Below are 21,084 nucleotides of genomic sequence, written 5' to 3'. Positions count from 1 at the left end.
CGGCTCACCGGGGTACCGGAGCCGGAGGAGGTGGACACCGTGGCAGCGCAACCGCAGGTGACGTTCATCGGTACCGCCACGACGGTGCTACGGATCGGCGGATTCACCCTGCTGACCGACCCGAACTTTCTGCACCGGGGCCAGCGGGCGTACCTGGGCAAGGGGTTGTGGTCGCGCCGGCGCACGGACCCGGCACTGCGGATCGCCCAGCTTCCCGAACTGGACGCGGTGGTCCTCTCCCATCTGCACGGCGACCACTTCGACCGGGTGGCCCGTCGGGAACTGGACCGGGAGCTGCCGATCGTCACCACCCCCGCTGCGGAACGCAAGCTGCGCCGCTGGGGCTTCCAGGCCGCACAGGGCCTGCCGACGTGGTCGTCCCGGGAACTGCACCGCGACGGTACGACAGTGCGCCTCACCTCAATGCCCGGACAACACGGCCCGGGCGTGCTCGACCTGCTGATGCCCGACGTGATGGGCACGATGATCGACGTGGAGCGCTCCGGGCGGCGGGAATTCCGGCTCTACGTCACCGGCGACACCCTCAACCGGCCGCTGCTCACCGCGATCCCCGAACGCTACCCGGACATCGACGCGATGCTGATCCACCTCGGCGGCACGAAGGTCGCCGGGATCCTGCTCACCATGGACGCCCGCCAGGGTGCGGACCTGGTGGAGCTGGTCCGTCCGCGGCTGACCGTGCCAATCCATTACGACGACTATCCGGTCTTCCGCTCCCCGCTGGCGCATTTCGTCGAGGAGGCCCGCCGTCGTGGCTGGGCAGGGCAGGTGCGCACCGTCACGCGCGGCGAAACCATCTCACTCACCCAGCCCGCCTGACCGCGCCGCCGATCCCGGCCGTGCGAATCACCCAACGAGTCACGTCACGGAGACAGCTCCGCGTCGTCGGAAGAGTGGTCACCGGATCGGCGCAGGCAGTGGGATTTCACCGCTGATCGCCTTCTCGGCCAGCTCGACGCGCGCCGGATGGAGTGCGTCCTCGCTCAACGGGTGGGCCGGCACGTTGATGCAGCGCTGGCCTGACCTGGCGCTGCAGACGGGGCACTGCAGGAAGAAGCCACTGGACGGCACCAGTTCGACCCCCTGGGCGAGAGCGGATCTGCCGATCTTGACGATCGCCTGGTACAGGTCGTCGTCCTGGTGCCGGGTAGCGGCGGCGGCGACCTCCCGCATCCCTTCCCAGAACTGTTCGACAGCATTCGGCTCATCGATGTCTATCCGCATGAGCGCGGATCCCCTGCGAGCAGGGGGCTAAACCCACGGCGTGGCGCGTCGCCCGGGTCCATCCATTCCGGATTGGATCGACCGACTTGCCTTGACCTCAACCAGACGAACCGGGTAGCGCCGGGGTGTTCCGACTATCCGATGCCCCTGGCAACCAGCGCCACCACGGTCGGATTGTGCGTGCTGAGGCCGATCCGATGCGCCCAACGTCCGAGGCCGACCAGTCCGATCTCGCGGGCCTCTTGTTCGGTGACGGCCGCGACGACCGCGCTCAGGGTGGTCGCATGATCGCCTATTCTCGATATGGCGATCGGGTTCACACGTGAGTCATCCGTGGCGCCGTCGTCCTCACACCAAGCGGGCGACACGCCGGCATACCCCACTGTCATGACCCACGTCGGGGTGGCAGGTGATTCCATGGATGCCCGTTACAGCTTCGGCCCAGCAGCGATCTGTGTCGCGGATGCGTGTCGGGTCAGAATGTGGGTTGGCCTGGTCCCGGAGGGCTCCGTCGGCGACCTCTTCGCGCAGTGACCAGTGCTCGATCGGCTGGGCGACCTCACTGTAGAACTGGAGGTCTTCGAAGCCGTAGGTCGCCACATCGCACCTGCACGACGTGCGGCACGCGTTCGCCACGTTCCTGCTCGACCAGGGCGAGGAGCTGCGGACGGTGATGGAGGTGTTTGGGCACTCCACGATCCGGATGACGGCCGACACCTACGGCCACGTTCTGCCGGCGCGGGCTCGTCAGGCTGCCTCGGCCATTGACCGAATTCTCGGCCAGGAGGGGATGGCGTAACCGGCTTGGCTGCACTCCGACCGAGATCAACCGGGGAAGGTGCTGGTGGAGCCCAGGGGACTCGAACCCCTAACCCCTGCCTTGCAAAGGCAGTGCTCTGCCAGTTGAGCTAGGGCCCCGTGGTGGCCACCGCGACGATCACTCGTCGCCGGGCCGGACGTCAGCGCAGGTCGGGCGCGGTGGTCGCCTCGTGCCACAGGGCACGCTCATCGTTCGACGCCTTGATCTTGTTGAACACGACGGCGGCCACACCGACGACGCCAGCCAGAATCAGCAGCTTCTTGAACATGGGGCGACCCCTCGCGCTCGACTACCGTCGGACGACTTGCGGTGGGGCTAGATGGAATCGAACCATCGACCTCAGAGTTATCAGCTCTGCGCTCTAACCGACTGAGCTATAGCCCCGCGTTGCGACGAGCAAGATTAACCCATCCGCTCTGCCGGCCCCAAATCGGGGTCCGAGGCTGCGAGCCGGGGCCCGTCGTCGCCTGCAAAAACCTACCTGAGTACGGGACGCCGGAGCGACCGCATTCCGCGATGCTCCGGCGTCCCGGTTGGCTCAGTCCCGCTCGGCGAGGGTCAGCTCGATCCCGCCGACCAGGTCGGCGCAGACGTTGTAGACGAACGCGCCGAGCGTGGCCAGCGCGGTGAACAGCACCACGTTGACCAGGCCGATCAGCGCCGAGCTGAGAATCACGCCCTTGGCGGTGATCTGGAAGCCGCTGGTGCTCTGCCCACCACCGGCGTTGACCAGGTCGCTCAGGCTCTCGTTGACGCTCTGGAACACACCCATCGCGTCCAGCGCCAGGTAGAGCACCGAGGTGGCGACCACCACGACGATGAAGAGCACCACCGACACCGCGAATGCGAACTTCATCACGGACCACGGGTCGATCCGCTTCAGGTTCAGCCGGGCCCGGCGCGGCCCGCGGGAGGCGGCCGAGCTGACCGACGTACGCGCCGCGCGCACCGCGTCACCGACGCGGGCGGCCCCCACGGCGGACGGGTTGCCGATCCCCGGCGGCAGGCCACCGCCGCTGGCCGGACGGCCGGCAGTGGCAGTGCCACGCGCCGCCTCCGGCTGCGGCTGGGTCATGCCGGGGGTGATCCGCGGCTGGGTGCCGGTGGACCCGGCCGACGTCGCCTGGCCGGGCCGGACACCGATCGGCTGGGTGGTCGTCGGACGGGTCGAGGGTGTCGCCGCCGGACCCGGAGGGTTGGCGGCGGCCGACGTCGGCGCCTCGGCGCTGGGCGTCGCCTCGGTCTTGTCACCCGCCCCGTCGTCCTCGCCCGGCTGCTCCGGCGGGGGCGTCATACCTGGAGCCCTGGTGAACTTCGGGGCAGGCGCATCGGCGGGGACCGTCGCCCGGCCTACGGCCGCGCGGCCGGTCGCTGGTGTGCCGCCCTTGGCGGCCTCCTCGTCGACCGGGTTGGCCGAGGTCCCCGTGTTCCCCGACTTCGCCTGTGTCTCCGTCATTCAACTAGTCCTGTTCGTCAGGCTCGTCGGCATTGCGAGCAATCGCCACGATAGTCACGCCGTCCGGGAGGTCCATCAGCTTGACCCCCATTGTGTTCCGGTCACGCGTACGGCGTACAGGCTTCACCGGAGTCCGAATGACACCACCATTGCTGGTGATCGCGAACAGCTCGTCGTCCGGATCGATCACCACCGCGCCAACCAGACCACCGCGCCGTTCGGTGATCTTCGCAGTCAACACGCCCTTACCTCCCCGGCCCTGCACCGGGTATTCCTCGATCGGGGTGCGCTTGGCATATCCCCCGTTCGTGGCCACCAGAACGTCCAAACCTTCCCGCACGACCTCCATGGCCAGCAGGACGTCGTCGTCCGTGAAGCGCATGCCGATCACGCCCGAGGTGGCCCGGCCCATCGGCCGCAGCGCCTCGTCGGAGGCGTTGAACCGGATCGCCTGTGCCTTCTTCGAGACCAGCAGCAGGTCGTTCTCCGGGGCAACCAGCGCAGCACCGACCAGCTCGTCCTCATCGCGAAGGTTGATCGCGATGATGCCGCCGGAACGGTTGGAGTCGAACTCCTCGAGCCGCGTCTTCTTCACCAGGCCGTTCTTCGTGGCCAGTACCAGATAGGGGGCTACCTGGTAGTTCGGGATCTCAATGATCTGCGCGATCTGCTCGTCGGGCAGGAAGGCGAGCAGATTGGCCACGTGTTGGCCCTTGGCTACCCTACTGGCCTCCGGCAACTCGTACGCCTTGGCCCGGTAGACCCGGCCCTTGTTCGTGAAGAACAAGATCCAGTCGTGGGTCGAGCAGACGAAGAAGTGGCTGACGATGTCGTCCTGCCGCAGCGTGGCGCCGCTGACGCCCTTACCGCCGCGTCGCTGCGAGCGGTACAGATCGACCTTGGTCCGCTTGGCGTACCCGGTGCGGGTGATCGTGACGACCACGTCCTCGCGGGCGATGAGGTCCTCCATCGAGACCTCGCCGTCGAACGGGATGATCTGCGTCCGGCGGTCGTCGCCCCACTTGGCGACGATCTCGCCCAGCTCCTCCGAGACGATCTTCCGCTGCCGCTCCGGCTTGGCGAGGATGTCCTTGAGGTCGGCGATCTCCAGCTCGAGCTTGGCCAGGTCGTCCACGATCCGCTGCCGCTCCAACGCGGCGAGCCGGCGCAGCTGCATGTCCAGGATCGCGGTCGCCTGGATCTCGTCGATCTCCAGCAGCCGGATCAGGCCCTGCCGCGCGTCGTCCACGGTCGGCGAACGCCGGATCAGGGCGATCACCTCGTCCAGCGCGTCCAGCGCCTTGCCCAGACCGCGCAGGATGTGCGCCCGCTCCTCGGCCTTACGCAGCCGGAACGCGGTCCGCCGGCGGATCACGTCGATCTGGTGCTCGACGTAGTAGCGGATGAACTGCGCCAGGTTGAGCGTGCGCGGCACCCCGTCGACCAGGGCCAGCATGTTCGCGCCGAAGGTCTCCTGGAGCTGGGTGTGCTTGTAGAGGTTGTTCAGCACGACCTTCGCGACGGCGTCGCGCTTGAGCACCAGCACGATCCGCATGCCGGTACGACCGGAGGACTCGTCGCGGATGTCGGCGATCCCGGCGAGCTTGCCCTCCTTGATCAGCTCGGCGATCCGCTCGGCGAGGTTGTCCGGGTTGACCTGGTAGGGCAGCTCGCTGACAACCAGGCAGGGGCGACCCCGCTTGTCCTCCTCGACCTCCACCACGGCGCGCATCCGGATCGAGCCGCGACCGGTGCGGTACGCGTCCTGGATCGCTGTGGTGCCGACGATCAGGCCGTAGGTCGGGAAGTCCGGGCCCTTGACGATGCCGAGCAGGGCTTCGAGGGTGGTCTCCTCGTCCTCGTCCGGGTGCTCCAGGCACCACTGCACCGCCGCGCCGATCTCCCGCAGGTTGTGCGGCGGGATCTTGGTGGCCATGCCGACCGCGATGCCCTCGGAGCCGTTCACCAGGAGGTTGGGGATCCGCGACGGCAGGATGGTGGGCTCCTTGGCCCGGCCGTCGTAGTTGTCCTGCAGGTCGACGGTGTCCTCGTCGATGTCCCGCAGCATCTCCATCGCGAGCGGGTCGAGCTTGCACTCGGTGTTGTGGCTGACGAACCCGTCCGAGACGAACGAGTGGTCGTCGGTGTCGACTCGGACGCTGTAGACCGGCTGCACACCGGCGTCAGTGATCTGCGCCACCTCGGCGTAGTAGAACCGGCCGTCGACCAACGGCTCGACCACGTCGAGCACCTCGGAGTTGGTGATCCGGGCCGCGATCTCGTCCCGGTCCCGCTCCCACCGTTCGACGCGGTCCACGTTGTGCCGGCGCAGCCAGTCCTGCTCCGTCCAGCGCGTCGCGCCGTGCTCACGGATGAAGTCGCCGACCAGCGGCACGTGGTCGCTGGAGAGCGCCGTGCTGCTCGCCGGCACCTGGGCCAGCTCGGCCTCCAGCTTGGCCTGCTTACGGCCGAGGAAGCCGACGTGCGCGGCGAAGATCCGCGCGTCGCGCCGGTTGGTCACCACGACCTTGATCTCGCCACTGTCGTAGCGGGTCTGCCGGCTGACCACGCCGAACTCCAGCAGCAACTGCTGGACCTCGGCCGCCAATCGCTGGCTGCGAGTCGAGTACGAGATCTGCATGGTGTTGCGCGGCAGCAGCGACGACGAGCCGTCGCCCTCGAACAGCGCCTGGAGGAAGGCCCGCTTGACCGCTGCCGGCCCCTGCCAGACGAACTCGGGAACGAACTTCGCGGCGCTGCGCGCGCCCATCATGTCGCCCAGAAGGCTCTCGCGCAGCGCGGTGAGGTCCTGCACATCGAGTTCGTGCAGGGTGCTGCCGGAGGCGATGACCCGCTCACTCACGTAGCGGGGGCCGCCGACGGCCAGGTCGTAGGCCGCGAGAACACGGACGAAGAACTCCCGGTCCACGTTGTTGAACCCGGCGCGGCTCGGGGAGACCCAGCCCTCACTGACGAAGGCGCCGGCGAGGACGGCGGCCTCGACGTGCTCCAGCATCGGGTAGCCGATCTCGTCCGGCACGCTGCGCTGGAGGACAACGCGGTCGCCGGGGGAGATCTCGGCGAGCAGCTTCCACAGCAGGGTCGGCACGCCGGCCACGTCCACCAGGCAGAGCACCGGGTGGTTGTGGGTGCCGGTCAGCTCGTACCCCTCGCGGGTGCGGAGCCGCAGCGTCGGGTGCTCGCCGGAATGGAAGAACTTGCTGGCGCGAACCAGGTCGCCGTTGCGGTCGCGGACCTTGAGGTCGATGTCGGTCTCGCTGGACGGCGCCGCATCGGCCACCACGTCCGCGATCCGCACGCTACCGTCAGCGGTGCGAATCCGGACATCCCCGGTGAGGCAGTAGCGCATCGCGGCGGCGGGATCGTTACCGGGTGAGCCGAAGTTGCCGTTGCCGTCGACCAGCGGGTAGCGCAGCGACCAGGGCTGCGCCATCCGGACCAGCGCGTCGTAGATCGCGGAGTCGCCGTGCGGGTGGAACTGACCCATCACGTCACCGACGACGCGGGAGCACTTCACGTAGCCGCGGTCCGGACGGTAGCCGGAGTCGAACATCGCGTAGAGGATCTTGCGGTGGACCGGCTTGAGGCCGTCCCGGACGTCCGGCAGCGCGCGACCGACGATGACGCTCATCGCGTAGTCGAGGTAGGAGCGCTGCATCTCCACCTCGAGCCCGACCGGTTCGATCCGGTCGTGCGCGACCACCGCGGCGATGGCCTCGGCGGGAACCTCGGGCTCGTTCGGTGTGGACTCGGGAGAATCGGTCACTGTATACCCTTATCAGACTCAGAGTCGTTTTCGTGCTGTGGATAACCGCTGTGGATACCGGCCAAGCTGTGGATAACTCTGTGGACCGCCGGATCGGCCGGGCAGTGCCCGGCCGATCCGGCGCAGTCCGTCAGATATCCAGGAACCGCACGTCCTTGGCGTTGCGCTGAATGAACGATCGGCGCGCCTCGACGTCCTCACCCATCAGCACACTGAACAACTCGTCGGCGGTCGCCGCGTCGTCGAGAGTGACCTGACGCAGGGTACGCGTCGCCGGGTTCATGGTGGTTTCCCACAGCTCGGGATAGTTCATCTCGCCGAGGCCCTTGAAGCGCTGGATGTCGTCCGGCTTGGCGTTCGGCTTCTTCTGCTGGCGCAGCAGGATCAGGCCGTCCCGCTCGCGGTCGGAGTAGGCGTACTGGGCGTCGTCGCCCTTCTTGTTCCACTTGATCTTGTAGAGCGGCGGGGCGGCCAGGTAGACGTGCCCCATCTCGACGAGCGGACGCATGAAGCGGAACAGCAGGGTGAGCAGCAGCGTCTGGATGTGCTGGCCGTCGACGTCCGCGTCGGCCATCAGCACCACCTTGTGGTACCGCAGCTTCTCCATGTCGAAGTCGTCGTGGATGCCGGTGCCCAGCGCGGTGATCAGCGCCTGGACCTCGTTGTTCTTCAGCACCCGGTCGATCCGGGCCTTCTCCACGTTGAGGATCTTGCCGCGGATCGGCAGGATCGCCTGGGTCCGTGGGTCGCGACCCTGCTTGGCCGAGCCGCCGGCCGAGTCACCCTCGACGATGAACACCTCGGACTCGCGGGGGTCGGTCGACTGGCAGTCCGCCAGCTTGCCCGGCATCGAGCCGGACTCCAGCAGCGACTTGCGCCGGGCCAGCTTGCGCGCCTGCTGCGCGGCGATCCGGGCCCGGGCCGCCTGGGAGGCCTTCGTGATGATCATCTTGGCCTCGGCCGGGTTGCGGTCGAACCAGTCGACCAGCCGGTCGTTGCAGACCCGCTGCACGAAGCTCTTCACCGGGGTGTTGCCCAGCTTGGTCTTGGTCTGACCCTCGAACTGCGGGTTGGCCAGCTTGACCGAGATGATCGCCGCGAGCCCTTCGCGGATGTCCTCGCCGGAGAGCTTCTCGTCGCCCTTGAGCAGCTTCTTGTCGGTGCCGTACCGGTTGACCACGCTGGTCAGCGCGGACCGGAAGCCCTCCTCGTGCGTGCCGCCCTCGTGGGTGTTGATGGTGTTGGCGAAGGTGTAGACCGACTCGCCGTACGACTCGTTCCACTGCATGGCGATCTCAAGTGACATGCCCTCCTCTTCGGCCTCGAACTCGACCACGGTCTTGTGGATCGGGCTCTTCGAGGCGTTGAGGTGCCGGACGAAGTCCGCGATGCCGCCCTCGTAGAAGAAGGTGACCTCGCGCTGGCGGCCGTCCTCCTCCTCGGCCACCCGCTCGTCGAGCAGGTGGATGCGGAGGGCCCGGTTGAGGAAGGCCATCTCCTGCAGCCGCCGGTAGATGGTCTGGAAGTCGAAGTCGACTGTCTCGAAGACGTCGGGGTCGGGCCAGAAGGAGACCGCCGAGCCGGTGCGGTCGGTGGCCTCGCCCTTGTCCAGTGGGCTGGGCTTGGAGTTGGTGTACTGCTGCCGCCAGACGAAACCGGACTTGTGGATCTCCACGGCCATTCGGGTGGAGAGAGCGTTCACCACGGAGACACCGACGCCGTGCAGACCACCGGAGACCGCGTACGCCTTGCCGTCGAACTTGCCGCCGGCGTGCAGCACGGTCAGCGCGACCTCGACACCCGGCTTCTTGAGCTTCGGGTGAAGGTCGACCGGGAAACCACGGCCGTTGTCGGTGACCCGGACGCCGCCGTCGGCGAGCAGCACCACGTCGATGGTGTCGCAGTATCCGGCCAGCGCCTCGTCGACAGCGTTGTCGACAACCTCCCAGACGAGGTGGTGCAGACCGCGTTCGCCGGTGGACCCGATGTACATACCGGGCCGCTTGCGAACGGCCTCCAGCCCCTCGAGAACGGTGATCGACTCTGCGCCGTACTCCTGCTTGTCCTGCGCTGCCACCCTCGGCCACTTTCTCGCGTCAGCCGCGCCGGTAGGGGCGCGTCGGGCGCGGGTTCGGCGGACAGGACGCGACGTCGGCGCGCGGACCGGCGCCGGAGACCTCCGGACAGCGGGTCGAACGCGCCGGTCGCCGCGGTTGCCCGCGGATCGCGATCGGCTCGACCCGACGTGGAGAATGAACCTGGGCCACCGGCCCCGTCCCACTCCCGCACCGGGTCTTCGTCTCACTGTCAATCCTACTGTGCGCGGAGGACAGAACCACCACTCGGCACCCTCAGCGAGGCGGCTGAGAAGTCCATAGCCGGCAGAACCCCGTCGCCCACGACTCCCCCCACACGCCAGGCCCGCTTCGCACGCGCCGCCCCGGAACGGGTTGACCCGCGGTCGGGCGGGTCGGGGGTCGCGGCCAAACCGTCAGTGCCGTACGTTTGCGGCGCCCCGGAACCAGCCTTGATCTTTACCGGTTGGAACCGGGACGATCGACCCGATCGACCCGACACGTGCTCTTTAAGAGGTGACAGATGGGGCTGGACAACGTCGCGGTGCACTGGCCGCGGACCGGCCGCTTCTACGATCCGGTGGCGCCGGCCGAGTTCGTCGACTTCGGCGAGATCGTCGACCTACCGCGCATCTCCGCGCCGACCGCGGCGCTGGCCGAGCTCATCGCGAAGACCGGCACCATCCGGGCGACCGCGTACACCGAGTTGGTGGATCTCCTGCTCGGCCTCGAAGGTGTGTTGTACGCCACAGACGCCGCCGCCGAGGACGAGGACCCGGTGATCGACCCGGACGGCTGCTCCTGGATCGCGAGCGGCATCGAACGGTTCGTGGCCGCACACCGCCCGACCGGCGAGGCGGTCACCTTCGAGTCGGTGAGCACCGTGCTGCGTGCTCTGCTCGGCGACGGCCGGTTGGCCGAACAGCAGCTGCGCTGGCTGGAGAGTCGGCTCGACGCGCTGCGCGACGAGCGCGGCGATCCGCCGCAGTGGAACTTCACCTGCGCCGAGCTGGGCGTGCTGGCGGCGTTCTACCGGCGCTGCGCCGAGCGCGGGTTCGCCGTCTACGCCGACGCCTGAGCCGCCGCGTCCGTCTCCGGGCCGGCCGGCCGGTTGGCGGCTGAGATCAGCTGTGTGAGCACCGCGTGCAGGTGTTGCAGGTCCTCGACGGGCAGCCCGAGCCGCTGCACGATCGCGGCCGGGATCAGTTCGGCCTGACTCCGCAGCGCGGCGCCGCTGGCGGTGAGGGTGACGGCGAGGCTGCGCTCGTCGCTCGGGTCGCGTTCCCGGCGCAGGTAGCCGCCCGCCTCAAGGCGCTTGAGCAGGGGTGACAGCGTGCCCGGGTCGAGCTGGAGCAGGCGGCTGAGGTCGCGGCCGGACAACGGCGCGTGCTGCCAGAGGGCCAACATCACCAGGTACTGCGGGTGGGTCAACCCCATCGGTTCCAGCAGCGGCCGGTAGACGGCCACCACGCTGCGCGCGGCGACCGAGAGGGCGAAGCACACCTGCTGCTCCAGGGCCAGCGGGTCGACGCCGTCCGGTCGTTCGCTCATCGGTTGCCCTCCCTCCGCACGATGACTATCGTACCGATCATTGGTGCACCAATCATTCGTACCCCAACGGTCTGCTCGTGCGGCGGGCCTGGCCCGGCGGGACGACGTGACCCGGAAAGAGGCGGCAGATGAGCGAGGACGGCGCGGTCACCAGGGCCCCGGGCGAGGGCGGCCGACTGATGCGGTGGGCCTTCCGGCACCTCGCCGGCCCCGCCGAAGGGGTGCAGGGCGCGGTGCAGGGCGGTTCGGCCGAGGCCCGCGAAGCGTGGAAACGCGACCTGGCCGAGCGCAAGCGCCACACCCGGGAGCAGCGGGAGCGCAAGCGGGCAGCCCGCGAGGCGGACCGGCGCGGCTGAGCCGGCGGGCTCAGCCGTACGTGTCGCGGGGGCCCCGGCCGCGCACCCGGCGTGGGCCCTTCCCCCAGGAGGGCGCGGCCGGCCCGTGGATGTGCAGCTTGCGCACCACGTTGTGACCGACCTCGCTGGCGATCTGCTTGAGCAGCGAGCCGGCCAGCAGCCGCAGCTGGGTGGCCCAGGCGGTCGAGCGCGCCTCCACGGTCAGCTCGCCGTTCTCCAACTTCACCGGGCGGCTGTTCTGCGCCACCTCAGCGCCGACGACCCGCTCCCAGGCGCCGAACACGGTGGCCTCGGCCGCCGGCTGTTGCCAGCCGCGCGCCTTCACCAGCCGGTTCAGCACCGCGCCGAGCGGCTGCGGATCGCGCGGGTCGGGGCCCGGGCCGGAGTAGCCACGCAACCGCCGGCCCGAGCCGCCGGCGGCGTCGCCACCGCCGGGCGCACGCCGGGCGCGGGCCGCCGCCTGCCGCCGGGACAGCGCCGCGTCGAGCACCGCCCGGGCCAGCTCCGGCCCGCTGGCGGCCGCCGCCGGCTCACCGCCCGCCGACTGCGCAGCGACCTTCGGAGTACGCGCAGCCGCGGCGTCGCCTGCCGCCGACCCCTCGGTGCCTGGCTTATCCGACACGGCGTACCGTCCCTTCGCCGACCTGGTAACGGGTGCCGCGCAGGGCGGCCGGCACGTCATCGTCCACCGCGCAGGTCACCAGGAGCTGACTCGCCCCGCCGACCAGCTCCGCCAACCGCTCCCGGCGGCCGGTGTCCAACTCCGCGAAGACGTCGTCGAGCACCAGCACCGGCTCGATGCCGTCGGAGCGCAACAGGTCGTACCCGGCCAGCCGCAGCGCGAGCGCGAACGACCACGACTCGCCGTGGCTGGCGTACCCCTTGGCGGGCAGCGGGCCGAGACTCAACGCCAGCTCGTCACGGTGCGGGCCGACCAGGGTGGTGCCCCGCTCGATCTCGGCGGAACGGGACGCGGCCAGGGCCGCCGTCAGCGCCTCGGCCAACGCGGCCCGATCGGTGGTCGACTCGGCCAACTCGATCGACGGCCGGTAGGTGATGCTCGCCGCCCCCCGACCGGCGGCCACCGCGTCGTACGCCTTGGCCACGTGCGGGCTGAGCGCGGCCACCAGCTCCAGCCGGCCGGCGAGCAGCTCCGCGCCGTGCTGGGCCAGGTGGGCGTCCCAGACCGCCAGGGTGCCGAGGTCACCGCCCCGGGACCCACCGGTCTTGCGGGCGAGGTACGCGGTACGCAGCAGGGCGTTGCGTTGCTTGACGACCCGCTCGTAGTCGGCCCGCACACCCGCGTACCGGGGCTGGCGGTTGACCAGCAGGTCGTCCAGGTAGCGGCGACGCTCGGCCGGGTCGCCCCGGACCAGCTCCAGGTCTTCGGGGGCGAAGAGCACCAACCGCAGCGCCCCCAGCACGTCCCGGGCCCGTCGCGCCGGTGAGCGACCCAGCCGGGCCCGGTTGGCCTTGCCGGGCACGATCTCCAGCTCGACCAGAAGCTCGCGGCCGTCGTGCACCACAGCGCAGCGGATCACCGCGGACGATGCGCCCATCCGGACCAGCGGCGCGTCGGTGGCGACCCGGTGTGAGTCCAGGGTCGCCACGTAGCCCAGCGCCTCGACGAGGTTGGTCTTACCGACACCGTTGGCGCCGATCAGGACGTTCGCCCCCGGCTGGAGGTCGACGGCCACCCGCTCGTACGAGCGGAAGTCGACCAGTTCCAGCCGGTGAACGTACACAGGTTGTGGACGCCGCTCAGCGCTTGTGCACGGCGTGGCCACCGAACTGCTGACGCAGCGCGGAGACGGCCTTCATGGCGGGCGAGTCGTCCTGCCGTGAGGCGAACCTGGCGAACAGCGAAGCCGTGATGACGTTCAGCGGCACCGCCAACCGGACCGCCTCGTCGACCGTCCACCGGCCCTCGCCGGTGTCCTCCGTGTAGCCGCTCAGGTCGGCCAGCTCCGGGTCCTCGTCGAGGGCCCGGTCCAGGAGGTCGAGCAGCCAGGAACGGACAACGGTGCCCTCCCGCCAGGACTTGATGACGCCCGGCACGTTGGTCACCAGCTCCGAGGCGGCCATCAGCTCGTAGCCCTCGGCGTAGGCGTGCATCAGGCCGTACTCGATGCCGTTGTGCACCATCTTCGAGTAGTGCCCGGCCCCGACCGGGCCGGCGTGCACGAAACCGAACTCGCCCTCCGGCTTGAGCGCGTTGAAGATCGGCATCAGCCGGTCCACGTGCTCCTGGGAACCGCCGACCATCAGCCCGTAGCCGTTCTGCCGGCCCCAGACGCCGCCGGAGACGCCGACGTCCAGGTAGCCGATGCCCCGCTGGTTGAGCCGCTCGGCGCGGGGGGCGTCGTCGCTGAAGCGCGAGTTGCCGCCGTCGATGATGATGTCGCCCTCGCCGAGCACCTCGGCGAGCTCGTCGATGGTGGCGTCGGTGACACCCGCGGGCACCATGACCCAGACCGCGCGCGGGGACTCGAGCTTCTCCGCCAGGCCGGCGAGGGTCGTAACGTCGCTGATCTGCGCGTTGTGGTCGAAGCCGACCACCTCGTGCCCGGCCGAACGCAACCGCTCCCGCATGTTGCCGCCCATACGGCCGAGTCCTACCAGGCCGAGCTGCATGTGTTTCTACCTCCGTGGATCTGGGTGTTGCTGGGCGCGATCAGCGCGAGACGCGGATCGGCATGATGAGGTACCGGTACCCCGGAATGACCTCGCCATCCTCGCCAGCGGGTGAGATCACCGCGGGCTTGAAGGCGTCGACGAACGAGAGCACGGCCGTCTGAGCGCCCAGGTTTGCCAGACCGTCGATGAGGTACTGCGGGTTGAAGCCGATGGTCAGTGGGTCACCGGCGAAGGTGGCCTCCATCGCCTCGCTCGCCCGCGCCTCCTCGGAACCGCCGGCCTCGACCACCAGGCCGTCGGCGCTGAAGCTGAGCAGCACCGGCGTGGTGCGTTCGGCGACCAGCGCGACCCGCTTGACGACCTCGATCAGCGTGCTGACCGAAACTCGGGCCTCGGCGTTGTGCGTGGCCGGGAAGAGCGACCGCACCGGCGGGTAGTTGGCGCCGTCGAGCAGCCGGCTGGTGGTACGACGGGTGCCGCCGGCGAGACCGACCATGCCCTCACCGGCAGCCCCTTGGGCGAGGGCGAGGGTGACCTCGCCGCCCAGCGGGCCGAGGGCCTTGGCGGTGTCGTTCAGCGTGCGGGCCGGCACCAGGGCGTTGATGCTCACCTCGGGGTCGTCCGGCCGCCACTGGATCTCGCGCAGCGCCAACCGGTACCGGTCGGTGGCGAGCATCGACAACGTGTCGCCGGACAGCTCGACGCGGACACCGGTCATCATCGGTAGCGTCTCGTCCCGGCCGGCCGCGATGGCCACCTGGGAAACCGCTGTGGCGAACGCGGCGGCGTCGACAGTGCCGGCGCTCTGCGGCATCTCGGGCAGCGCGGGGTAATCCTCCACCGGCATGGTGGGCAGGGTGAACCGGGCGCTGCCGCAGACCAACTCGAGGTGCGCGCCGACCGCGGCGATGTCGACCGGCTTGGCCGGCAACGCCTTGGTGATCTCGGCGAGCAGGCGGCCGGAGACGAGCGCGGCGCCGTCGGCGTCGCCCTGCACCTCGACGGTCACCTGGCTGGAGACCTCGTAGTCGAACCCGGAGACCCGCAGGTTGCCATCGGTGACGCGGAGCATCACCCCGGCGAGCACCGGTACGGACGGCCGGTTGGGCAGGCTCTTCGCGGTCCACGCCACAGCCTCGGCGAGCGCGTCGCGCTCCACTCGGAACTTCATCAATGCCTCCGCGTCGACGTCAGCGACAACTCTCTCATGCCGACCGCTGCCTACCGTCCCGCCCGACCGTGCGGGTACCCATCGCACCTTAGGGCGCAGGGACATCGGCTGTGCGCCCGACCCCATGGATCGTGTCGATGCTGACGGGCTGATCCGACAGCGTTCGGCCCGATCCACAGAAAGCCCAACGGTGATGATTGGTTTTTGTTCTCTTAGAAGAGATAACTCATCGTCTTCATCGCACCTGTGCAAACTGTGGAAAACCGAGGTCTGCGCAGCTCAGACAGGTTATCGACCGGTGATTTAGCTGTGGAGAACCGGGGGTACAACCGGCTTCTGTGTCCACAGCCCGGCGACGGCGGCCGGTTGTCCACCGTTGTCCACCGGTTGTCCACCGGTAATCCACCGACTTTCTCCCCAAGCCTGTGGATCGCGGGGAAGATCACCATTGCCGTCATCCCCAGAACCTTCAACAGCCCGTACACAGGTTGATGATGACCGGTGGATAACCCGACCGTCGTCCCCAGGCGTCCACAGCCTCGTACACAGGGTTTCTCCACAGCCTGTGGGTAACTGGCGGAGGACGGACCGTAGTTATCCACCGACGGTGGATAACGAGCTGTGGACAACGAGTGGGGATCGAGGCGGTCACGGCCTCGATCCTGTGGTCTACACCATGTCGAGAGTCCAGTTGACTGACCAAAAAGAACGCCCGACCGGAGATCCGGCCGGGCGTGTCCTCAGGTTGTGCACCGCCGCGACGGCGGTCGTACCCGTCAGCTGTTCTGCTTGATCCGGTTGGTCAGCTCGGCGATCTGGTTGTAGAGCGAGCGGCGCTCGGCCATCTGCTGACGAATCTTGCGGTCGGCGTGCATCACTGTGGTGTGGTCCCGGCCACCGAACGCCTGCCCGATCCGGGGCAGCGACAACTCGGTCAGCTCCCGGCACAGGTACATGGCCACCTGGCGGGCGTTGACCAGGACACGGGACCTGGACTGGCCCCGCAGGTCCTCCAGGCTCACCCCGAAGTAGTCCGCCGTCGAGGCCATGATCTGGTCGGCGTTGATCTCCGGGCCGGCGCCGTCGGGCATGAAGTCCCGCAGCACCTCCTCGGCCAGCGACAGCTCGACCGTCGACCGGGTCAGGCTGGCGAACGCGGTCACCCGGATCAGCGCGCCCTCCAACTCCCGGATCGAGTTCGACACCCGGGAGGCGATGAACTCCAACACGTCCGGCGGGGCGTACATCCGCTCCTGCGCCGCCTTCTTCTGCAGGATCGCGATCCGGGTCTCCAGATCCGGCGGCTGGATGTCGGCCAGCAGCCCCCACTCGAACCGGGTTCGCATCCGGTCCTCGAGGGTGGCGAGCTGGCGCGGTGACCGGTCCGAGGTGATCACGATCTGCTTGTTGGCGTTGTGCAGCGTGTTGAAGGTGTGGAAGAACTCCTCCTGGGTGCGCTCGCGGTTCTCCAGGAACTGGATGTCGTCGATCAACAGGATGTCGACGTCGCGGTACCGCCGCTGGAACGCGCTGGTCTTGTCGTCCCGGAGCGAGTTGATGAAGTCGTTGGTGAATTCCTCGGTCGAGACGTAGCGGACCGAGCGGGCGTTGCCGAGCGTGGTGGCGTAGTGCCCGATGGCGTGCAGCAGGTGGGTCTTGCCCAGTCCCGAGTGCCCGTAGATGAACAGCGGGTTGTACGCCTTGGCCGGCGACTCCGCCACCGCCACGCTCGCCGCGTGGGCGAACCGGTTGGACGACCCGATGACGAAGGTCTCAAACATGTACTTCGGGTTGAGCCGGTTGCCACCGGTGTCGGCACCGGGCAACCGGCGGTCGTCGCGGCCACCGTTGCGGTGGTCCACAGCGCTGCGACCCGGGCCGCTGTCCGTTCCGCTGTCCCGGGGGAGCGAGCGGATCACGTGCTGGTCGCGTGGCGACGCCGAGTCATCCCGGTAGCGGGGCTCGTAGGGCCGGGTGTCCGGGCCGGGTGGGTCGAGGCGGGCCGCCTGCTCGTCGTAGCCGCGCCGGTCCGGGCCCGGCCGGTTCGGCCGGATGGGCTCGGCGAAGGCGGCGCTGAACAACGCCTCCTGCCCGTCCCTGCTGGCCGGAATCAGCCCGGAGCGGTGCCCGTCGACGGTCGGCGCGAGCGGCGGACCCGCCGGCGCGGGTGGCGGGCCCGGATCGGGCGTACGCGGCGCGGGTGACTGCTCGGGGATCATCGCGTCGGCGGACGGCCGAGCGTCCTGGTCGTCGTCGAACGACGCGACCCCCGGGCCGTCGAGGTCGAGCTGCCCGACCTCCGGAGCGCTGCGGTAGACGGTGCCAGCCGGTCGGCCGGTGGAGTCCTCGGCCACCCGAACGGTGACCGCGACCTGGATCGGTCGGCCGAGCCGGCGGGTGAGCGCCTCGGTGATCGCCGGGCGCAGCCGTGACTCGATCACGTCGCGGGTGAACGCGTCCGGGACGGAGAGCAGCGCGGTGTCCTCGACGATCGCCCGCAGCCGGGTCAGCCGTAGATAGGCACGCTGCTGGGCGGAGATGATCTCGTCGGCGAGTTCGTCGGTCGCCGCTAACCACACCGCGGCAAGGTCGGTCGTACCGGCCACCGTCGTGCCACCCCCTCGCCTCTGCTCCCGGCCGCCGCTGTCTGCCAGCCGGCCGTCCCGGGCCCGCCGCGTTCGCGGGTGGAACAACACCCACCCGGACGATCGACCGGTGGTCATCCACAAGTTATCCACAGCCTGTGTACCGACCGATTGTGGCCACCGCCGGACGCGGGTGGCACCTGCCCCTGCCTGAACGGGCGCTGAAGCGGGTTCACCGTGCCGAACGATTCACTGCCTTGTCCGGTCTTGCCTGTGCGACGACCGGAGCTTCCGACGCTCACCGCAATCGGGCACGGTAACAGCGTTGTCCCTGCGCCATCAACCGGCGACGCGGCGGCGCCCTTGTCGGCATCAGCGAAAACCGTCCTCCCGCCTCGGGCGCGTCCCGTTGTCCGCTGCTCGGGGTGTTTGACGGCCATTGCCCCCCTGCGTAGGCTGGAACGGCTGCTTTCTCGCCCTCTGCTAGGGTGATGGGTGCTTGCTGTCCGCGGTCGCATCCTCGCACCGCCGAGGTCCCGCCCCGCCGGACAGCACCGATCGTGGGCCACCGTCGCGGTGGCCTGGACCACCACACGACCCCGGCGATCCCGTCGCGCGGGGCGCGTACGAAAACGGAGAGCCTGACGTGAGCAAGCGCACCTACCAGCCGAACAACCGCCGGCGCGCGAAGACCCACGGCTTCCGGCTGCGCATGCGCACCCGTGCCGGCCGTGCCATCCTGTCGAGCCGTCGCGCCAAGGGTCGCACCACCCTGTCGGCCTGAGCCGACCGGGCCGGTCCAGGGGACGTGGGCAGTCGTGCTGGCCGCCGCACAGCGACTGCGGCGCAGCACTGACTTCGCCGCAGCGGTTCGCGGTGGCCGACGCGCCGGACGTGGCGCCGTCGTGGTCCACCTGGCCATGCCGGTGACCGTCGACCCCAGCACACCGACCTCGCCGGAGCCGGTACGGGACAACAGTGCGGAGCAGTCGTCCGCGCCCTCCCGTGCCGGCTTTGTCGTGTCCAAGGCGGTCGGCAACGCGGTGACCCGCAACCGGGTCCGCCGCCGACTGCGGGCGCTGGTCCGGGAACGGCTGACCGCCCTGCCCGCCGGCAGCACCCTGGTCGTCCGAGCGCTGCCCGCCGCGGCGCAGGCGTCGTACCCCCGGCTCGCCACCGATCTGGACGCCGCCATCGCGGTCGCCAGGTCGCCCCGGGAGCGGCGGTCCCGATGACTGACACCGAGCAGACCAGCCCCCGCCCGTCGACAACCGGTGCCAAGGTGCTGATCGCGCCCATCATCGCGTACCGTCGGTGGATAAGTCCGGCACTGCCGGCTCGCTGTCGGTTCTACCCGTCGTGCAGTGCGTACGCCCAGGAAGCGGTCGCTCGACACGGCGCGCTCCGGGGAGCCGTGCTGGCGGTCCGGCGGTTGTTGCGCTGCCACCCCTTTCACCCTGGTGGATATGACCCGGTGCCGGAGCCGGGCGGCCGCCGCCGTGCTGATGTGACTGGAGCCCCGAATTGAGTCTCGACTGGATCTACTACGCGATTTCGTGGATCCTGCTGACCTGGCACTCGGCCTGGGACGCCATCGGGGTGCCGGTCGGCGCGGTGCTCGGCACCAACTTCGCCTGGATCCTGGCCATCGTCTTCCTGGTGGTCACCGTCCGGGTGATCCTGTTCCCGGTCTTCGTCAAGCAGATCAAGTCGCAGCGGGCGATGCAGGCGCTCCAGCCCAAGGTCAAGGAGCTTCAGGAGAAGCACAAGGGTGACCGGGAGACGCTCCAGAAAGAAATGATGGAGCTGTACAAGAAGGAGAAGGCCAACCCGCTGATGGGTTGCCTTCCGATGTTCCTTCAGATCCCGGTCTTCCTGGGCCTCTTCCACGTGCTGCGCCGGCTCGATCCCGACAAGCAGAACAAGACCCTCTACGGCTGGACCGTCGACCAGTTCCAGAGCGCCTCGCAGGCGAAGCTCTTCACCGCTCCCATCGCCGGCAAGTTCGGCTCCACCGCCGACGAGCTGGCCAGCCTGGGCGCCAACGGCAGCACCGTGAAGATCATTGCTGGTGTCCTGGTCCTGGTCATGATCGCGACCACCTACCTGACCAGCCGTCAGATGATCCTCAAGACCGGTTGGGCGGAGGACCCGCAGCAGCGGATGATCCAGCGGCTGATGCTCTACGGCATCCCGGCGTCGCTGCTGATCTCCGGCGCGATCTTCCCGATCGGCGTCATCATCTACTGGGTCACCAACAACCTCTTCACCCTCGGCCAGCAGCAGTGGGTGCTGCGGAAGTTCCCGCCGCCGGTGACCGCCACCAAGAAGACCGCCGCCCCCGCCACCTCCCGCAACCCGGTGCAGCCCGCCAAGTCCGGCGGCCTGTTCGGTCGTGGCAAGGCGGCCCCGCCGGTGCCGGTCAAGGCGGCAGCACCCAAGGTGGCCGGGCCGAAGCCGGGCGCCAAGCCGGTGAACAACCCGAAGAAGAGCCGCCCCGCCAAGCGGCAGGGCTGATGTGTGAGGGCCGCCGCCGGTGATCCGGCGGCGGCCCGTTCCGCACCGCGCAGCCGCCGTACGGCCGGCGCCGGGTGGAACCGACCGCGCACCGCGCGGCCACGGGCGACACTGCCCGTACAGACGTGCCTGTGGGCACCGGCAACCTCCAGCCGGCCCCGGGAAACCAGTCGGACCCGACGGTCCGGCCGAGCGAGTACGGAGATGAGACCGTGACCGAGACCAGCATCCCCCGCGCCGAGCAGTCAGTGGACGAGGAGGAGACCGCCACGCTCGCGGTGGACGGCGACGACACCGAAGCCGACGACACCGAGGCGGACGACGACACCGACACCGCCGCTGGCAGTGGCACCCGGGCGAAGAAGGCTGTGGGCGAGGGCGACCTGTTCCGGCAGAGCGAGATCGCCGCTGACTACGTCGAGGGCCTGCTCGACATCCTCGACTACGACGGCGACATCGACGAGTTGGTCGCCGCCGGCCGGCCGATGGTCGAGGTGGTCGGCGAGCGGTTGCAGAATCTGGTCGGTCAGCGCGGGGCCACCCTGGAGGCGCTCCAGGAGCTGACCCGCCTCGCCGTCTTCCGGCAGACCGGTACGCCGAGCCGGCTGCTGCTCGACGTCGGCGGCTACCGGGCGAACCGCCGCAAGGAACTCGCCGCGGTCGCCAAGAACGCCGTCGAGAAGGTCAAGGAGTACGGCGAGCCGGTCCGCCTGGAGGCGATGTCCGCGTTCGAGCGCAAGTGCGTGCACGACGTCGTCAACGCCATGTCGGGCGTGGCGAGCGAGTCCGAGGGTGTGGAGCCGAACCGGCGCATCGTCGTACGGCCGGCGGACTGACCGGGTGACCCACGACGACCTCACGGCGGAAGCCGTGTCCGGCCCGTC

General features: G+C 69.3%; 21 protein-coding genes and 2 tRNA genes. 9 read left to right on the top strand and 14 right to left on the bottom strand.

The genetic code is table 11. From position 1 onward, the window contains the following. Positions 1-39: 39 nt before the first annotated feature. Complete coding sequence (locus KBX26_RS14480) at positions 40-840, top strand: MBL fold metallo-hydrolase (protein WP_210865612.1); 801 nt, start codon at positions 40-42, stop codon at positions 838-840. 78 nt (positions 841-918) lie between these two features. Here KBX26_RS14480 and KBX26_RS14475 read toward each other — a convergent pair whose 3' ends face one another. Together KBX26_RS14475 and KBX26_RS14470 are read right to left on the bottom strand one after the other, a co-directional pair. Beyond that, on the bottom strand, positions 919-1,245 hold the full coding sequence (locus KBX26_RS14475; protein ID WP_156057547.1) for a hypothetical protein: 327 nt from the start codon (positions 1,243-1,245) through the stop codon (positions 919-921). A gap of 134 nt (positions 1,246-1,379) precedes the next feature. Beyond that, on the bottom strand, positions 1,380-1,565 hold the full coding sequence (locus KBX26_RS14470; RefSeq protein WP_210865611.1) for a hypothetical protein: 186 nt from the start codon (positions 1,563-1,565) through the stop codon (positions 1,380-1,382). 296 nt (positions 1,566-1,861) lie between these two features. On the opposite strand from KBX26_RS14470, the gene KBX26_RS14465 reads away from it, so the two are divergent. Continuing rightward, positions 1,862-2,044: a tyrosine-type recombinase/integrase gene (locus KBX26_RS14465; protein ID WP_307857814.1), complete on the top strand. Its 183-nt coding sequence runs from the start codon at positions 1,862-1,864 to the stop codon at positions 2,042-2,044. Positions 2,045-2,087: 43 nt separating this feature from the next. Here KBX26_RS14465 and KBX26_RS14460 read toward each other — a convergent pair. From KBX26_RS14460 to gyrB, 6 genes are all read right to left on the bottom strand, one after another. Then, a tRNA-Ala gene (locus KBX26_RS14460) sits at positions 2,088-2,163 on the bottom strand. 41 nt (positions 2,164-2,204) lie between these two features. Further along, on the bottom strand, positions 2,205-2,333 hold the full coding sequence (locus tag KBX26_RS14455; RefSeq protein ID WP_209444550.1) for a DLW-39 family protein: 129 nt from the start codon (positions 2,331-2,333) through the stop codon (positions 2,205-2,207). A 42-nt stretch (positions 2,334-2,375) separates the two neighbouring features. Continuing rightward, a tRNA-Ile gene (locus tag KBX26_RS14450) sits at positions 2,376-2,449 on the bottom strand. A 154-nt stretch (positions 2,450-2,603) separates the two neighbouring features. Continuing rightward, entirely contained in the window at positions 2,604-3,521 is a 918-nt protein-coding gene (locus KBX26_RS14445; RefSeq protein ID WP_030331889.1) for a DUF3566 domain-containing protein, read from the bottom strand. Between the two features lie 4 nt (positions 3,522-3,525). Then, entirely contained in the window at positions 3,526-7,308 is a 3,783-nt protein-coding gene (gene gyrA, locus KBX26_RS14440) for an intein-containing DNA gyrase subunit A (RefSeq protein ID WP_156057541.1), read from the bottom strand. A gap of 130 nt (positions 7,309-7,438) precedes the next feature. Further along, entirely contained in the window at positions 7,439-9,385 is a 1,947-nt protein-coding gene (gyrB, locus tag KBX26_RS14435; RefSeq protein ID WP_030331885.1) for a DNA topoisomerase (ATP-hydrolyzing) subunit B, read from the bottom strand. Positions 9,386-9,906: 521 nt separating this feature from the next. Between gyrB and KBX26_RS14430 the strand changes: the two genes are divergently transcribed. After that, on the top strand, positions 9,907-10,461 hold the full coding sequence (locus tag KBX26_RS14430; protein WP_030331882.1) for a hypothetical protein: 555 nt from the start codon (positions 9,907-9,909) through the stop codon (positions 10,459-10,461). On the opposite strand, the gene KBX26_RS14425 is transcribed toward KBX26_RS14430, so the two are convergent. After that, positions 10,446-10,934: a MarR family winged helix-turn-helix transcriptional regulator gene (locus tag KBX26_RS14425; protein WP_030331880.1), complete on the bottom strand. Its 489-nt coding sequence runs from the start codon at positions 10,932-10,934 to the stop codon at positions 10,446-10,448. The genes KBX26_RS14430 and KBX26_RS14425 overlap by 16 nt on opposite strands. A 128-nt stretch (positions 10,935-11,062) precedes the next feature. Here KBX26_RS14425 and KBX26_RS14420 point away from each other — a divergent pair, with 128 nt between their 5' ends. Next, positions 11,063-11,290 carry a hypothetical protein gene (locus tag KBX26_RS14420; protein WP_030331879.1) on the top strand — a complete coding sequence of 76 codons (228 nt, stop codon included), beginning with the start codon at positions 11,063-11,065 and terminating at the stop codon, positions 11,288-11,290. Positions 11,291-11,300: 10 nt separating this feature from the next. On the opposite strand, the gene KBX26_RS14415 is transcribed toward KBX26_RS14420, so the two are convergent. From KBX26_RS14415 to dnaA, 5 genes are all read right to left on the bottom strand, one after another. Next, positions 11,301-11,912 carry a DUF721 domain-containing protein gene (locus KBX26_RS14415; protein ID WP_210865610.1) on the bottom strand — a complete coding sequence of 204 codons (612 nt, stop codon included), beginning with the start codon at positions 11,910-11,912 and terminating at the stop codon, positions 11,301-11,303. After that, positions 11,902-13,035, bottom strand: coding sequence for a DNA replication/repair protein RecF (recF, locus tag KBX26_RS14410; RefSeq protein WP_030331876.1), 1,134 nt, complete (start codon positions 13,033-13,035; stop codon positions 11,902-11,904). The genes KBX26_RS14415 and recF overlap by 11 nt, the downstream gene beginning before the upstream one ends. 16 nt (positions 13,036-13,051) lie before the next feature. Further along, positions 13,052-13,924, bottom strand: coding sequence for a phosphogluconate dehydrogenase (NAD(+)-dependent, decarboxylating) (gnd, locus tag KBX26_RS14405; protein ID WP_030331875.1), 873 nt, complete (start codon positions 13,922-13,924; stop codon positions 13,052-13,054). A gap of 40 nt (positions 13,925-13,964) precedes the next feature. Further along, positions 13,965-15,098, bottom strand: coding sequence for a DNA polymerase III subunit beta (gene dnaN, locus KBX26_RS14400; RefSeq protein ID WP_210865609.1), 1,134 nt, complete (start codon positions 15,096-15,098; stop codon positions 13,965-13,967). A 776-nt stretch (positions 15,099-15,874) separates the two neighbouring features. Then, on the bottom strand, positions 15,875-17,821 hold the full coding sequence (gene dnaA / locus KBX26_RS14395; RefSeq protein WP_374224289.1) for a chromosomal replication initiator protein DnaA: 1,947 nt from the start codon (positions 17,819-17,821) through the stop codon (positions 15,875-15,877). A gap of 508 nt (positions 17,822-18,329) precedes the next feature. Here dnaA and rpmH point away from each other — a divergent pair. The 5 genes from rpmH to KBX26_RS14370 all read left to right on the top strand — a co-directional run bounded on the left by rpmH (position 18,330) and on the right by KBX26_RS14370 (position 21,036). After that, positions 18,330-18,467 carry a 50S ribosomal protein L34 gene (gene rpmH, locus KBX26_RS14390; protein ID WP_007453904.1) on the top strand — a complete coding sequence of 46 codons (138 nt, stop codon included), beginning with the start codon at positions 18,330-18,332 and terminating at the stop codon, positions 18,465-18,467. 34 nt (positions 18,468-18,501) lie between these two features. Further along, positions 18,502-18,918, top strand: coding sequence for a ribonuclease P protein component (gene rnpA / locus KBX26_RS14385; RefSeq protein ID WP_030331871.1), 417 nt, complete (start codon positions 18,502-18,504; stop codon positions 18,916-18,918). Then, positions 18,915-19,211: a membrane protein insertion efficiency factor YidD gene (gene yidD, locus KBX26_RS14380; protein WP_081883822.1), complete on the top strand. Its 297-nt coding sequence runs from the start codon at positions 18,915-18,917 to the stop codon at positions 19,209-19,211. Before rnpA ends, yidD begins: the two co-directional genes overlap by 4 nt. Then, the gene (yidC, locus tag KBX26_RS14375; protein WP_030331869.1) at positions 19,208-20,200 is read left to right on the top strand and encodes a membrane protein insertase YidC; all 993 of its coding nucleotides are present in this window, start codon (positions 19,208-19,210) and stop codon (positions 20,198-20,200) included. Before yidD ends, yidC begins: the two co-directional genes overlap by 4 nt. Before the next feature lie 212 nt (positions 20,201-20,412). Then, on the top strand, positions 20,413-21,036 hold the full coding sequence (locus tag KBX26_RS14370) for a R3H domain-containing nucleic acid-binding protein (RefSeq protein ID WP_030331867.1): 624 nt from the start codon (positions 20,413-20,415) through the stop codon (positions 21,034-21,036). Positions 21,037-21,084 lie beyond the last annotated feature (48 nt).

The sequence above is a fragment of the Micromonospora sp. C97 genome (assembly GCF_018070385.1).
In the GTDB taxonomy this organism is placed as follows: Bacteria; Actinomycetota; Actinomycetes; order Mycobacteriales; family Micromonosporaceae; genus Micromonospora; species Micromonospora parva.
This window is presented reverse-complemented; position numbering and strand designations above follow the sequence as displayed.